The 14,393-nt window shown below is 57.3% G+C and carries 15 protein-coding genes; 8 read left to right on the top strand and 7 right to left on the bottom strand.

All coding sequences use genetic code 11. The features are described 5' to 3' along the window. Positions 1-82: 82 nt before the first annotated feature. The 3 genes from JYG33_RS17730 to JYG33_RS17720 all read right to left on the bottom strand — a co-directional run bounded on the left by JYG33_RS17730 (position 83) and on the right by JYG33_RS17720 (position 2,996). Entirely contained in the window at positions 83-292 is a 210-nt protein-coding gene (locus JYG33_RS17730; protein WP_009461274.1) for a hypothetical protein, read from the bottom strand. A 289-nt stretch (positions 293-581) separates the two neighbouring features. Beyond that, complete coding sequence (locus tag JYG33_RS17725; protein WP_243430221.1) at positions 582-1,769, bottom strand: MFS transporter; 1,188 nt, start codon at positions 1,767-1,769, stop codon at positions 582-584. A 24-nt stretch (positions 1,770-1,793) separates the two neighbouring features. Beyond that, positions 1,794-2,996 (bottom strand): MFS transporter, encoded by a 1,203-nt coding sequence (locus JYG33_RS17720; RefSeq protein WP_207873447.1) that lies wholly within the window; start codon positions 2,994-2,996, stop codon positions 1,794-1,796. Between the two features lie 132 nt (positions 2,997-3,128). Between JYG33_RS17720 and JYG33_RS17715 the strand changes: the two genes are divergently transcribed. Then, a complete protein-coding gene (locus JYG33_RS17715) occupies positions 3,129-3,716 on the top strand; it encodes a TetR/AcrR family transcriptional regulator (RefSeq protein ID WP_207873446.1) in 588 nt (195 codons plus the stop codon). A 130-nt stretch (positions 3,717-3,846) separates the two neighbouring features. Here the strand turns inward: JYG33_RS17715 and JYG33_RS17710 are convergent, their stop codons facing one another. The 3 genes from JYG33_RS17710 to JYG33_RS17700 are packed head-to-tail and all read right to left on the bottom strand — an operon-like array spanning position 3,847 to position 6,470. Further along, positions 3,847-5,367 (bottom strand): fumarate hydratase, encoded by a 1,521-nt coding sequence (locus JYG33_RS17710; RefSeq protein ID WP_207873445.1) that lies wholly within the window; start codon positions 5,365-5,367, stop codon positions 3,847-3,849. Between the two features lie 39 nt (positions 5,368-5,406). Beyond that, positions 5,407-6,174, bottom strand: a complete 768-nt coding sequence (locus tag JYG33_RS17705; RefSeq protein WP_207873444.1) for a crotonase/enoyl-CoA hydratase family protein — start codon at positions 6,172-6,174, stop codon at positions 5,407-5,409. Positions 6,175-6,224: 50 nt separating this feature from the next. Further along, a complete protein-coding gene (locus JYG33_RS17700; RefSeq protein ID WP_207875949.1) occupies positions 6,225-6,470 on the bottom strand; it encodes a hypothetical protein in 246 nt (81 codons plus the stop codon). On the opposite strand from JYG33_RS17700, the gene glyQ reads away from it, so the two are divergent. The 7 genes from glyQ to JYG33_RS17665 all read left to right on the top strand — a co-directional run bounded on the left by glyQ (position 6,417) and on the right by JYG33_RS17665 (position 13,430). After that, positions 6,417-7,322: a glycine--tRNA ligase subunit alpha gene (gene glyQ, locus JYG33_RS17695; protein WP_207873443.1), complete on the top strand. Its 906-nt coding sequence runs from the start codon at positions 6,417-6,419 to the stop codon at positions 7,320-7,322. The two genes, JYG33_RS17700 and glyQ, sit on opposite strands and share 54 nt — an antisense overlap. Beyond that, positions 7,322-9,454, top strand: a complete 2,133-nt coding sequence (gene glyS / locus JYG33_RS17690) for a glycine--tRNA ligase subunit beta (protein WP_207873442.1) — start codon at positions 7,322-7,324, stop codon at positions 9,452-9,454. Before glyQ ends, glyS begins: the two co-directional genes overlap by 1 nt. After that, positions 9,454-9,993 carry a D-glycero-beta-D-manno-heptose 1,7-bisphosphate 7-phosphatase gene (gmhB, locus tag JYG33_RS17685; RefSeq protein WP_207873441.1) on the top strand — a complete coding sequence of 180 codons (540 nt, stop codon included), beginning with the start codon at positions 9,454-9,456 and terminating at the stop codon, positions 9,991-9,993. Before glyS ends, gmhB begins: the two co-directional genes overlap by 1 nt. A gap of 1 nt (position 9,994) precedes the next feature. Next, complete coding sequence (locus JYG33_RS17680) at positions 9,995-10,744, top strand: lysophospholipid acyltransferase family protein (RefSeq protein ID WP_207873440.1); 750 nt, start codon at positions 9,995-9,997, stop codon at positions 10,742-10,744. After that, positions 10,710-11,591 (top strand): SprT family zinc-dependent metalloprotease, encoded by an 882-nt coding sequence (locus tag JYG33_RS17675; protein WP_207873439.1) that lies wholly within the window; start codon positions 10,710-10,712, stop codon positions 11,589-11,591. The genes JYG33_RS17680 and JYG33_RS17675 overlap by 35 nt, the downstream gene beginning before the upstream one ends. Before the next feature lie 29 nt (positions 11,592-11,620). Further along, entirely contained in the window at positions 11,621-12,016 is a 396-nt protein-coding gene (gloA, locus tag JYG33_RS17670; protein ID WP_207873438.1) for a lactoylglutathione lyase, read from the top strand. A 184-nt stretch (positions 12,017-12,200) separates the two neighbouring features. Continuing rightward, on the top strand, positions 12,201-13,430 hold the full coding sequence (locus tag JYG33_RS17665; RefSeq protein WP_207873437.1) for a spore maturation protein: 1,230 nt from the start codon (positions 12,201-12,203) through the stop codon (positions 13,428-13,430). A 168-nt stretch (positions 13,431-13,598) separates the two neighbouring features. Here JYG33_RS17665 and rsmA read toward each other — a convergent pair whose 3' ends face one another. Further along, entirely contained in the window at positions 13,599-14,390 is a 792-nt protein-coding gene (rsmA, locus tag JYG33_RS17660) for a 16S rRNA (adenine(1518)-N(6)/adenine(1519)-N(6))-dimethyltransferase RsmA (RefSeq protein ID WP_207873436.1), read from the bottom strand. Between the last annotated feature and the right edge of the window lie 3 nt (positions 14,391-14,393).

The following is a 14,393-nucleotide window of genomic DNA, read 5'->3' as shown; positions in this document are numbered from 1 at the left end:
ACCCGGCGCGTTTTCAAAGAGGGCAAGCGGCCGGGCTTGCCCGGCGAGGGACAAGCCAGCCAAGCCAGCTCAAACTAAGGGATCAAGCATCCAGAAGCTTGATCAAGGCCTCTTGATGATTGGATCGGGCTTCCAGCAATTGCCGCCCTTCTTCAGTCAACATGGCGATCAGGGGAGCAGGAAAGGGAGAAGGAGTTTGCGTCGTTTGCGGGATGGCTTGGACTAATCCCAGCGACTGTAATTGTTCAAAAACGGCTTGTTTCTTGTGCCAGGGAGTTTGGCGTAAGCGCACGAGCTCAAGAGTGTTCCAAATTGTGGGGTTGAGCTGCGGAATAGTTATGGAGCGCTGAAGTTGCGTCATACAAGGCCCTTAATTAAGACCACCCATACCGACGTTGTGTGCCCATAAGGGGAGGTCAGCCAGAAAGCATCCCTATACCGTACAACATAACGATGTACAGAATATTTCAAGGAGTTCTGACAGACATCGTCGCAGCGCTCCTTCAAGACTCCAATAAGCAATAACCCGCGCTTGCGCCCTGGCTAATCCGGAAAAATCAGCCCGGGCTCGATTTTTCTGCTCAATTTTTTCGCTGCAAAATTGTTCCGAAAAGCAGCAAAAACACAACAAACGAGCCCGCTCCAGCCAGCCCCAAATTCGCGCTTAAACCATAAGCATCCACCGTCTGCCCGCCCAGCCAGGAGCCAAGCGCTATGCCGATATTGAAGACAGCAACGTACAAAGCGGTGGCCACTTCAAGCGCGTTGGCAGCGGCCTTCATCATCCAGCTCATCAGCCCGACCGACACCCCGCCATAAGCCAGCCCCCAAAGCAGCAAAATTGCACCCCCACCCAGCGGTGAAGCCCCCACTGTCAAGAAAAGCAAAGCAGTGATGCTTAGACCCAACGCAATCGCCATCAAGCTGGCTTCAGTACGTTGCGCCGCCGAAATCCCGATCAAGAAATTGCCTGCAATCCCGGCCACTCCATAAGCAAACAACAAGGCTCCTATCCATTCAGATCCTATGCCGGAAACGGACAGCAAAAGAGGACGCACAAAGGTAAATGCGCTGAAATGCCCCGCGACCAGAATCAAGGTCAGCAGTAAACCGAACCATAACTGCCGATTGCCAAATTGCTCTGTGAACTGACGCCATGTGGTCGAACGTGTCACGGACAGAGGAGGAATCACGGCCAGATGGAAGATCAACACCAAAGCGCTGAGCACCGCCATGCCGCCAAAAGCCCAGCGCCATCCAGCCAGCTCGCCCATCAAGGCGCCTAGCGGCACGCCCAGGACAGAAGCCGCGGCTACCCCACCGAAGATGATCGAAGTCGCCAAACCCACAGACTGAGCCGGAACCAGACGAGAGGCCAAGCCGCCCGCAATGGCCCAGATCCCTCCCATGCAAAAGCCGACCAGAACACGGGCTCCCAGCATCCAGGCGATGCTGGGAGCCAGGGCAGACGCAATATTGGCCATCACCAACAAGGCCAGCAAGCCACACAGGATGCGGCGCCTGTCCACACCGCCTGAAACCAGCACCACCAACGGCGCAAACAAGGCGGCCAATAAGGCAGGCAAGGAAATCAGCAAACCAGCCGTCCCCGTCGAGGTCTGCAAGCTGTCTGCAATGGAGGTCAACAAACCTACAGGCAGCATTTCCGTGGTGACGACTGAAAAGGTGGCCAAGCCAACAGCGCTAACCGCCAACCAGGACTGCCGTTTGCCGGGCTGCCCGGCCATGGGTAGAGAAGAAGTGTTCATCGCTAAATATTCAAGGAAAGAAGGCTAAACAGCACAGGAACGAGCCGTTACAGGCCTGCGCAAACTTTGATGGCTGCACAAGGCAAGCAAGACGATCAGGGCAGCGGCATAAAGCGCGACCATAAAGCCGGAACTGGCTCCGCCCTGATCCACCATCTGTCCCGAAGCGGCGGCACCCATGGCCACACCGATATTCAGACCAGCCAGCAGCCAGGTCATGCCCTCGGTTAATTGCTGCTCGGGCACCACACGCTCGACCAGCGACATGGCCACAATCATGGTGGGAGCAAAGAACAGACCGGCCAGCAAGACCGCCCCTGCCAACTGCGTCACGCTGGTCACCAGCCATAAAGGCAGAGTCGTGGCGGCGGTGGCCAAACCGCCCAACAGCAACAGGCGGTGCGAAGGAATATTCAGCTTCAAACCACCAAACACCAGACCCGCTACGCAAGAACCCAGGGCATAAGCCGATAGCACCAGACTGGCTGCCCCCGGCTGCCCCATCTGCTTGGCAAAGGCCACGCTGACAATATCCACGGTGCCTACAATTACACCCATGGCAAGCATCAACAAGGCCAACAGGCGCACACTATTCAGACGCAGGACCGAAGGGCGACTGCCCTGCTCCTGCACTTGAATCGGTGGCTCAGTCCCCTTCTGGAGCAGCAGAGCCAACACACCCGCAATCAGCAATAGCGCAGCAGCCAGCACACCCGCTTGCGGAAACACCAGAACCGCCAAACCTACCGACAAAGGCGGCCCGGCAATAAAGGTGACTTCATCCAGCACGGTTTCCAGCGAATAAGCTGTTTGCAAACGACTCTGACCACGATAAATCGCCGTCCAGCGTGCACGTACCATGGCCGACATGCTGGGCATGAAGCCGGCCAGCACCGCGCCCGCAAACAAGGTCCAGTCAGGCGCGTGCCACCAGCTCGCCCCCAGCAAGAGCAACAGACCAAACACACTAATGGCCGTTGCCAGCGGCAGGACACGGCTTTGCCCACGCAGGTCCACCCAACGGGACACTTGCGGCGACACCAGCGCATAGCTCAATACAAAAGAGGCGGACACCGCCCCCGCCAAGGCATAGCTGCCGCGCAGTTGCGACAGCATGGTGATGATTCCTATCCCTATCATGGGCAGCGGAATCCGGGCCAGCAGCCCGGCCAGGGCAAAACCCCATGTGCCAGGCGCGGCAAAAAGTTCTCGATAAGGCTGAGCCATTACATTCTCCGTGAACGCCCGCTTGCCACGACACGGTGATGCATCGACAATACATACAAGGCGTATGTTTAAATAATATATACATACGCCATGCATGTAAATATACATTCAATCCGTATGTAAGGAGAAACTATGGCACGCCGTACCCGCGCCGAGATGGAAGAAACCCGCGCCACCCTGCTCGCCACCGCCCGCACTTTCTTTGCAGAACGTGGTTATGCCGACACATCCATGGACGAATTGACAGCTCAGGCGGGCCTGACACGCGGCGCGCTCTACCACCACTTTGGTGACAAAAAAGGTTTGCTGGCCGCGGTAGTCGATCAGATTGATGCGGAAATGGATGAACGTCTGCAGGCTATTTCAAACAATGCCGACGATGCCTGGGAAGGGTTTGTGCGCCGCTGCCATGCCTATCTGGAAATGGCACTGGAGCCGGAAATGCAGCGCATTGTCTTGTGTGATGCGAAGGCCGTATTGGGGGGAGCCTCACCCGAATCGCATCAGTATTGCGTGAGCTCCATGGAAGGTCTGATTCAGACGCTAATGGATCAAGGACGTATTGAACAGGCAGACCCCCACGCCCTGGCTTCCCTGATTTACGGCAGTCTGGCCGAAGCCGCCTTCTGGATTGCCCAGGGGGAGGATGGCGATGCCCGTCTGGTGAAAGGGCTGGCAGCACTGGATTTGCTGCTGCGCGGCTTGCTGAGCAAGTCCTGAACAGGCGACACCAGACACAAAAAAACCCGCATTGAATGTTGTGCTGACGCTGCTTTTACAAGCAGTCCAGAAACACTCATGCGGGTTTTTATCGACAAAGCCGGGAAGCCTGGGCCTCCCGCTTCACGTCTTACACAGCGACCAAAGAGATCTCTGCAATACGTTTGCGCCACTCAGCAGGGCCGGTGTTGTGAACCGACACGCCTTGCGAGTCTACAGCCACCGTCACAGGCATATCCTGGACATCAAACTCGTAAATGGCTTCCATACCCAAGTCTTCAAAGGCCACCACTTTCGCATTGCGAATGGCCTTGGACACCAGGTATGCAGAACCACCCACGGCCATCAGGTAAGCCGACTTGTGAGCACGGATGGCTTCAATCGCGGTTGGACCACGCTCGGCCTTGCCGATCATGGAGATCAGGCCGGTTTTAGCCAGCATCATCTCGGTGAACTTGTCCATGCGAGTGGCTGTGGTTGGGCCTGCTGGGCCAACGGCTTCATCACGCACAGGATCAACCGGGCCCACGTAGTAAATCACGCGGTTGGCGAAGTCCACAGGCAGGGACTCGCCCTTTTCCAGCATGTCCTGAATACGCTTGTGAGCGGCGTCACGGCCAGTCAACATCTTGCCCGACAGCAGCAAAGTCTGACCTGGCGTCCAGGAAGCCACTTCTTCAGGAGTCAATTCATTCAGGTTCACCTGGCGGGACTTGTTGTAATCCGGTGCCCAGTGAATATCAGGCCAGGCCGACAGCGGTGGAGGTGTCAGCTCGGCTGGGCCATTGCCGTCCAGCGAGAAATGCACGTGACGGGTCGCTGCACAGTTGGGGATCATGGCCACTGGCTTGGAAGCGGCATGGGTTGGGAAGGTGTTGATCTTCACGTCCAGCACAGTCGTCAAACCGCCCAGACCTTGAGCGCCAATACCCAGGGCATTGACCTTCTCGTACAACTCGATACGCAGCTCTTCCAGCTTGCTTTGCGGGCCGCGTTGCAGCAGCTCGTACATATCGATGTCTTCCATCAGGGCTTCTTTGGCCATCAGCATGGCTTTTTCGGCAGTGCCGCCCACACCAATACCCAGCATGCCCGGAGGACACCAGCCAGCGCCCATCGTAGGAACGGTCTTGAGTACCCAATCAACCAGAGAATCGCTGGGGTTGAGCATCACGAACTTGCTCTTGTTTTCCGAACCACCACCCTTGGCTGCGACTTGAATGTCGACCTGATCCCCAGCGATCAGTTCGACATTCACAATACAGGGCGTGTTATCGCGCGTGTTCTTGCGCGTGAACAAGGGGTCGTTCAGGATGGAGGCCCGCAGCGGGTTATCCGGGTTCAGATAACCGCGACGTACCCCCTCGTCACAGAGCTCCTGCAAGGAGCGCGTGGTATCAAAGCGCACACCCATGCCCACTTTCAGGAATACGTTGACCACCCCGGTGTCCTGACAGATGGGGCGGTGCCCCTCGGCACACATGCGCGAGTTGGTCAGGATCTGGGCAATGGCATCTTTGGCCGCCGGGTTCTGCTCGCGCTCGTAGGCGCGAGCCAGATGCACCAGATAGTCGGTGGGATGGTAGTAACTGATGAACTGCACCGCATCAGCGATGGACTGAATCAGATCGTCTTCTTTGATCGTGGTCATGGTGGCGTCTATATAAAAAACGGGATGAACAAGGGGAAACTATTTGCCCTGCCAGACAGGCTCGCGCTTTTCAGCGAAGGCCGTCGCGCCTTCCTTGGCGTCTGCAGAGGTGAAAATGCCAGCGATACGAGGGCGTTGCAGATCAAACAAATCCGACTGACGCCAGTCACGCGACTGGGAAATAATGCTCTTGGCGGTTTGCACGGCCAAAGGACCGTTGGCGGCGATCTGCTCGGCCAGTGCCAGAGCCTGCTCGGTCGCTTTGCCGGGCTCGGCCAGACGACTGACCAGACCCAGTTCTGCCATGCGGGCTGCGGGGTACATACCGCCGGTCAGCACCATTTCCATGGCCATGTGATAAGGCACACGGCTGGGCAAACGCACCATGCCGCCCGATCCGGGGACAATGCCGCGTTTGACTTCAGGCAAACCAAAGTTGGCGCTATTGGCGGCAACAATCAGGTCGCAGGACAGGGCAATTTCAAAACCACCGGCCAGGCAGTAGCCTTCCACGGCGGCAATCAGAGGTTTGGCAGGTGGACGCTCGCAAATACCGGCAAAGCCGCGGTCGCCTACATAGGGGCGCTGGCCTGTCTTGGCAAAGGCTTTCAGATCCATACCGGCGCAGAACGTATTATTCGCACCCGTCAGCACGCCCACGGCAATGCTGGGGTCAGCATCGAACTCATCCAGAGCCTGGGCCAGCGCCTGCGCGGTTTCCAGGTTGATGGCATTGCGTGCCTCAGGACGGTTCAAGGTAATCAACATTACCTTGCCGATACGTTCAATCGTGACAAGTTCACTCATGGACCTAGCCTCCTTTAGACTGCTGCCCGAGATTCTGTTTCAAGATCAGGTCAGCAAATAAGCAGTATTTGGACAAACGCATATGATACGTCTAAAAACAACTTGACCGCCCGGTACACAGCGGCCTTGCCCATGGCCCGGACGGCCAAAATAGCCCATTGCGGGTGCTTTTCTGCTGCAAGGGCGCAGTTCACGCTAAAATAGAAAAATTTTGCAGATTCTCGCTTTACTGGCCATTGCTCATGCTCACCTTTCAGCAAATCATACTTACGCTCCAGCAATACTGGGACAAGCACGGATGCGCTCTGCTTCAGCCCTACGATATGGAAGTCGGTGCCGGAACCTCTCATACGGCAACCTTTTTGCGGGCCATCGGCCCCGAACCCTGGCGCGCTGCCTATGTGCAGCCTTCGCGCCGCCCCAAAGACGGGCGTTACGGGGACAACCCCAACCGCCTGCAACACTATTACCAGTTTCAGGTCGTGCTCAAGCCCGCACCTGAAAACATTCTGGACTTGTATATCGGCTCGCTGGAAGCCTTGGGCATCAACCCCAAAGCGCACGACATCCGTTTTGTTGAAGACGACTGGGAAAACCCGACACTGGGTGCCTGGGGTCTGGGCTGGGAAGTCTGGCTTAACGGTATGGAAGTCACCCAGTTCACCTACTTCCAGCAAGTAGGTGGCCTGGATTGCACGCCGACCACGGGCGAAATCACCTATGGTCTGGAACGTCTGGCCATGTACTTGCAAGGCGTGGAAAGCGTCTACGATCTGGTCTGGACCGAAGGTCACAACGGCCAGCGCATTTACTACCGCGACGTGTTCCACCAGAACGAAGTGGAGCAATCCACCTACAACTTCGAGCACGCCAGCACCGAAATGCTGTTTGCGCATTTCAACGACTACGAAGCCGAAGCCAAGCGCATCATTGAAGTGCCGCTGGCCCTGCCCGCTTACGAGCAGACGCTGAAAGCTGCCCATACCTTCAATATGCTGGATGCCCGCGGCGCCATCAGTGTGACTGAGCGCGCTGCCTATATTGGCCGTATCCGCAATCTGTCCCGCGCGGTCGCACAGGCCTACTACGACTCCCGCGAACGCCTAGGTTTCCCCATGCTGAGCAACACATCCTCGGAGGCCAAGTAATGAACGCCTCCACCACACAGCCTTTGCTGATTGAACTGTTCACTGAAGAACTGCCCCCCAAAGCACTGCAACAACTGGGGCAGGCCTTTAGCGAAGGTCTGCAAAAAGTATTGAGCGAACAGGCCCTGCTGGCCCCGAACTGCGAAGTGCGCGCTTACGCGACGCCACGCCGCCTGGCGGCCTGGTTCAGCGCGGCCTACCAGCAAGCCGAAGATCAGCCTTACACCGAAAAACTGATGCCCGCCCATATTGGCCTGGATGCCAACGGCGAGATCGCTCCGGCTCTGGCCAAGCGTTTGGCCGCCAAAGGTCTGGAGCATTTGAAAGCCAGCGACCTGCTGCGCGAATCCGATGGCAAGCAGGATTACCTGTACGCTAGCGGTATTGCGACCGGTGCGGCTCTGAAAGACGGCCTGCAAGAAGCCCTGGAATGGTCGATTACCCACCTGCCCATCCCTAAAGTGATGCGCTACCAATTGGCTGACGGCGTCAGCAGCGTGCGCTTTGTGCGCCCTGCGCATGGCCTGATCGCCCTGTGGGGTTCGGAAATAGTGCCGATCAGCGCCCTGGGTCTGCAAGCCGGTCGTCAGACACACGGCCACCGCTTCATGTGTGATGCCCCCTTCGACATCCGTGATGCCGATAGCTGGGCCGCACAAGTCCAGGAGCAAGGTTGGGTGGTTCCTTCCTTCGAGGTTCGCCGCGAACAGATTCGCACCGATCTGGAAGCTGAAGCCAAACGCCTGAACTCCACCTTGGGCGACGATCCCGAAGTGGAAGCGCTGCTGAACGAAGTTACTGCTCTGGTTGAATACCCCACCGTGTACGTGGGCCAGTTCGACGAGCAATTCCTGCAAGTGCCTTCCGAATGTCTGATTCTGACCATGCGTCTGAATCAAAAATACTTCCCGCTGTTTGACCCCGCCACACAAAAGCTGACCAATCGCTTCCTGATTGTCAGCAATATGAAGGTGGACGATCCCAGCAATATCATCGAAGGTAACGAGCGCGTGGTTCGCCCCCGTTTGGCGGACGCCCAGTTCTTCTTTGAGACTGATCGCAAGCAAACCCTGGCCGAGCGTGTTTCTACGCTGGCTGGCAGCGTGTATCACAACAAGCTGGGTTCGCAGTTGGACCGTATCGAGCGCCTGCAATCCGTGGCTGGCTACATTGCCAAGCAACTGGGTGCCAATGAAGAGCACGCCCGTCGTGCCGCGCTTCTGGCCAAGGCGGACTTGAACTCCAATATGGTGGGCGAGTTCCCCGAGCTGCAAGGCGTGATGGGTGCGTACTACGCCCAAGGTGATGGCGAACCCGAGGACATCGTGCTGGCGATTCGCGAGCAATACCGTCACCGTCTGGACCAGCCTGTCACAGAAGCCAGCCTGACCCAAGCCATCCTGTTCCTGGCCGAGCGCGCCGAGGTTCTGGTCGGTATCTGGGGCATTGGTCTGGCTCCTACTGGCGAACGCGACCCCTACGCCCTGCGCCGTGCCGCTCTGGGCCTGATCAGCGCCTACGAACAGTTGCAAGCCGGTGCCCAGTTGAAGGCCAATAGCCTGAGTCTGGATACCCTGCTGAACACCACTGCATCCTTCTTCAAGGATGGCGTATTGGCCGAAGACACCGTAGATGCAGTTCAAACCTTTATCTACGAGCGCTATCGCAACCAATTGAGCAACGATTACGAGCGCAGCGTGGTAGATGCTGTGCTGGCCCTGCGTCCACCGCTGGAACAGGTTCACGCCCGTATCCAGGCTTGCGCCTCCTTTGCCCAACGTCCTGAAGCCGAGAGCCTGGCTGCTGCCAACAAGCGTGTCAGCAATCTGCTCAAGAAAGCCGAAGGCGAACTGGCAACGCTGGACGACAAGCTGCTGGTCGAACCTGCCGAACGCGAACTGGCCGCCAAGATTCAGGAATTGCAACCCGTAGCCCAGGCCCAGTTTGAAGCCGGTGAATTTGACGCTTCCCTGGCCACCTTGGCCCAGGCCCGTGGTGCCGTGGACAACTTCTTCCAGGACGTCATGGTCATGGCCGAAGATCCTGCCATCCGTGCCAACCGCCTGGCCTTGCTGGCCAAGCTGCATGCACTGATGAACCAGGTTGCAGATCTTTCCAGGCTGGCTAACTAGTGAAACTTGCCATTATTGATCGGGACGGTGTCATCAACCATGACAGCGATGCCTTTATCAAAAGCCCACAGGAGTGGGAGGCCATTCCAGGCAGTCTGGAGGCCTTGGCCCGTCTGACCGAAAACGGCTGGAAGGTGGTGATTGCCACCAACCAGTCCGGTCTGGCGCGTGGTTTGTTTTCCATGACCACGCTGAACGCCATCCACGCCAAGATGCGTCGTGAACTGGCCTTGCTGGGTGGCTTTATCGACGCCATCTTTATTTGCCCGCACGGCCCGGATGATGGCTGCACCTGTCGCAAACCGGCCCCCGGCATGTTTCGCGACATTGGGCATCGCTATGAAGTGAATCTGCAAACCGTACCCTCGGTAGGCGATTCCTTGCGCGATCTGCAGGCCGCCGCCGAAGCAGGTTGTGCGCCTTGGCTGGTGCAAACCGGCAAAGGCATGCGGACACTGGAAAAAGGCGGTTTGCCCGACGGCACACGCGTCGAGGCCGATCTGGCTGCTGTTGTCGACAAATGGCTACACGGAAACTGATATGGGCATTATTCGCGCTTCACTCTATCAACTCTTTTTGTTGATTACCGTTATCCCCTACGCCTTTATCTGCGTGCTGATTGCGCCGCTGCCATTGGATATGCGATATCGCTTCACCACCGGCTGGCCGCGTCTGGCTGTCTGGGGTGCGCGCACGATCCTGGGCATACGCTGGCAGACCAAGGGCTGGGAAAACCTGCCCGATGGTAAAGCCATTATCCTTTCCAAGCACCAGTCAGCCTGGGAAACGCTGTTCTTTCCCTCCTACATGCCGCGTCAGGTCTGCTTTGTGTACAAGCGCGAACTGCACAAAGTCCCTTTCTTCGGTTGGGGTCTGGCCTTGCTGCGCATGATTCCTATTGATCGCGCCAAGGGCCGGGATGCCTTTGAGCAGGTCATCAAAGTTGGGCAGCAACGCATTGACGAAGGCCGCTGGCCCTTGCTGTTCCCGGAAGGTACTCGTACCGCTCCTGGCTCTACCGGCCGCTACAAGATGGGGGGTGCTTTACTAGCTAGTCGTACCGGCACGCCGATTATTCCCGTGGCGCACAATGCGGGCGAATGCTGGCGTCGCAATGCCTTTATCAAGACGCCGGGCTTGGTTACTATCTCCTTTGGTCCTCCCATTGATCCCACCGGGCTGACCCCTGAAGAAGTCAACCAACGCGTACAGACATGGATTGAAACCGAAATGCGCGTCTTGAATCCGGAACGCTATGACGGTCCCCCCGCAACTGGCTCTGTTTCCTGACACGGCCTTTCCCCATCCGGCGCAGCGGCAAGAAAAGCCGCCCGCCGGTTCTGCTCTGCCCCCCAAAAGCGCCTTGACCGTCCGGCCCGAGACCTTGCCGGAGGGCGTGCAGTGGCAACACGTTGAGCTGAATGGTCACACCATTGGGTATCAGCTCAAACGCTCCCGCCGCCGGACTCTGGGGTTGACCATCAACGACAGTGGCCTGACGGTCGCTCTCCCCTCCTGGGTGAAGCTGAGCCAGGCCGAGCAAGTACTGCACACCAAAAGCGCCTGGATACTGCGCAAGCTGCATGAATATCAGCAACGCCGCGAGCAGCTTGCCTTGCAAAGCCTGCAGTGGGTGGACGGCGATACCTTGCCCTTCATGGGCGTGCCTATCCGTCTGAGCCTGAACCCGCAAATTCAGCAGACTCACTTTGAGGGTCTGCCCGGTCAAGCCGAGCAGGGTCAACGTCTAAGCCTGCCCTTGCCTCTCGGTGCCGAGCCGCAGCGTGTACAGGAACTGACCCAGGCCTGGCTGCAGAAGCAGGCCAAACTCTGGTTTGAACAGCGCCTGAATCACTATCTGAATCTATCGGGTCTAAGTGCCCGCAAACTGCGTCTGGCTGCCCCGGCCAAACGCTGGGGTTCCTGCAATAGTGACGGCACCATTATGCTGAACTGGCGCCTGATACACTTTCACCCATCCATTATTGATTACGTCGTCGCTCACGAAGTCGCGCATCTGCAAGAGATGAATCACGGCCCCCAGTTCTGGGCTTTGGTCGAGACCCTCTACCCTGATTTTGTCAATGCGCGCAATCAGCTACGACAATATGATCCAGGCACCCTGCCCCTGCTTTAAGGCAGGTTGAACTCTAGGAGCTCTACCTTATGCGTATCCTGCACACCATGCTGCGTGTCGGCAATCTGGACCGTTCTCTGGCCTTTTACACCGAAGTGCTGGGCATGAAACTGCTGCGTCGGTCCGATTACCCGGACGGCCGCTTCACTCTGGCCTTTGTGGGTTATCAGGACGAATCCGAAGCCGCCGCATTGGAGCTGACCCACAACTGGGACACCCCCTCTTATGATTTGGGTGATGCCTACGGCCACATCGCGCTGGAAGTGCCTGATGCTTACAAAGCCTGTGAGGACATCAAGGCTCGCGGCGGCAAGGTCGTACGCGAAGCTGGTCCCATGAAACACGGCACCACCGTGATTGCGTTTGTGGAAGATCCGGACGGCTACAAGATTGAACTGATCCAGTCCAAAGGACGCGTGGATTAAAGCAGACAGAACCGGCCTTAGCAGGCCGGTTTTTTTTATAGCTTCCCAACTTAGCACGAACCTGCCCAAATCCTGCTTTGCGACTATTTGTGCCGCCACCCTTACATACCGTAGCCGTTAAAACCCGCCTGTATTCTGCGACAATCTAGCTTGGCTTTTCCCTGCCCTGTTTACTGCCAACACTATGCTCAATACTCTTTGGCTGTCTTTCTTCCTGATTGCCGCTGTCAGCGGCTTTTACCAGTGGCTGGTAGGGGGAAATAGCGAAATTTTTGCGCAGATGGTGCGCAGCCTGTTCGATATGGCTGCTCTGTCCGTGCAACTGATGCTGCTGCTTTTCGGCACGCTCACCCTGTGGCTGGGTTTTCTGAAGATCGCCGAAAAAGCCGGGCTGATCGATACCCTGGCCCGTTTACTGGGGCCGCTATTCAGCCGTCTGATGCCTGGTGTCCCAGCAGGACACCCTGCCCTGGGCTTGATCACGCTGAACTTCGCCGCGAATGGCCTGGGCCTGGACAATGCCGCCACGCCTATCGGTTTGCGGGCTATGAAGTCCTTGCAGACACTGAACCCGCATCCGGACACCGCCACCAACGCCCAGATTCTGTTTCTGGTGCTGAATGCCTCATCGCTGACGCTGATCCCTATCAGTATCTTCATGTACCGAGCCCAACAAGGTGCGCCGGACCCCACGATGGTGTTCCTGCCCATTCTGCTGGCCACCACCGCGTCCTCGCTGGCTGGACTGCTCAGTGTGGCCCTGGTGCAGCGTCTGCGCTTATTCGATCCCGTGCTGATGCTCTGGTTTGGGGTGTTTGCGCTGATTCTGGGCTCTTTCATGGCCTTGCTGGCTACGCTGGGCGCGGCAGCTATCCAGTCCCTCTCCTCCTTGATGGGCAATCTGACGTTACTGTCGATTATCTGGCTGTTCCTGCTGATGGGCTGGCGACGCAAGATCCCGCTGTACGAAACCTTTGTAGAAGGGGCCAAGGAAGGCTTTGTTGTCGCTCGGGATCTGCTGCCCTACCTGGCTGCCATGTTGTGCGCGGTAGGCGTGCTACGCAGCTCTGGCGCGCTGGATATCGTACTGGACATGATCCGCTGGCTGGTGAATCTGACAGGCCTGGATACACGCTTTATTGACGCCTTGCCCACCGCCCTGGTCAAACCCTTTTCCGCGGGTGCGGCTCGCGCTCTGCTGATTGAGACCATGCAGCACCATGGTGTAGACAGCTTCCCGGCACTCTTGGGTGCCACCGTGCAAGGCAGTACAGAAACGACCTTCTACGTCCTGGCGGTGTATTTTGGTGCAGTAGGGATACAACGCGCCCGCCATGCAGTTTCCTGCGCCTTGATTGCTGATCTGGCGGGCGTACTGGCCTCAATTGCGGTCTGCTATTGGTTCTTTGGCTAGGAGCCTTGAACGCAGCATGAGCGCACGGAGCTTTTCCCCAGCAGACTAGGTCAAGAGTAACTGAGCATTTCAGCGATGCATGGCCTGAAGATGGGCCACCATGAAAAACACCCCAAAACGGAATCAATATCCGATTTTGGGGTGTTTTTTATTAGCGAGTTTTGTCTATCAGGAGGCTTGTATGACGCCCTTATCCATCAGGTGATCAGCCAGGGCAATGTACTTTTCCAAGGACAAATCCACCGGACGGCTGGTAGGTGCAATGTCCAGCGCCTCCCAGTCAATATGAGCTGCCCAGTCACCCAGACCACCCCGCAACATCTTGCGCTTTTGCGAGAAGGCCCGAGCCACAACCTGGCTGAACACACGCGCATCACGCGCCTGGGGACGATCTGCCGCCAAGGGCACCATGCGCACGACCGCAGACACCACACGCGGTGGTGGGTTGAATGCCTCGGGAGGCACTTCAAACAACTTAACCATGCGATAGCGCGACTGCAACATCACCGACAAGCGGCTGTAATCTGAGGAACCGGGTTTGGCGACCATACGGTCGATAACCTCACGCTGCAACATGAAATGCTGATCAACAACGGCTTCCGCGTGATCCAACAGATGAAAGAGCAAAGGGCTGGAAATGTTGTAGGGCAGGTTCCCTACAATACGCAGGTCCGGGCCCAAAGCCCCGAAGTCTACTTTGAGCGCATCTGCCTCAATGATTTCCAGCTTGCTGGGTGAGTAATTGTTCCGTAGCCGGGAGGCCAGATCACGGTCAATCTCAACTACACGCAAGCGCTCCAGCGCCTGAGTCAGTGGTCGGGTCAGGGCCGAGAGGCCCGGACCGATTTCCACCATATTGTCGACAGGCCGAGGGCCAATCGCACGGATAATCTGGTCGATGATGGCCTCATCTTCCAGGAAGTTCTGTCCAAAGCGCTTGCGCGCCTGATGCTGGGCCATACC

Source organism: Alcaligenes sp. SORT26 (assembly GCF_017377875.1).
Taxonomy (GTDB): Bacteria; Pseudomonadota; Gammaproteobacteria; order Burkholderiales; family Burkholderiaceae_B; genus Alcaligenes; species Alcaligenes parafaecalis.
The sequence above is the reverse complement of the archived record's forward strand: the minus strand, read 5'-3'. Positions and strand labels throughout refer to the sequence as shown.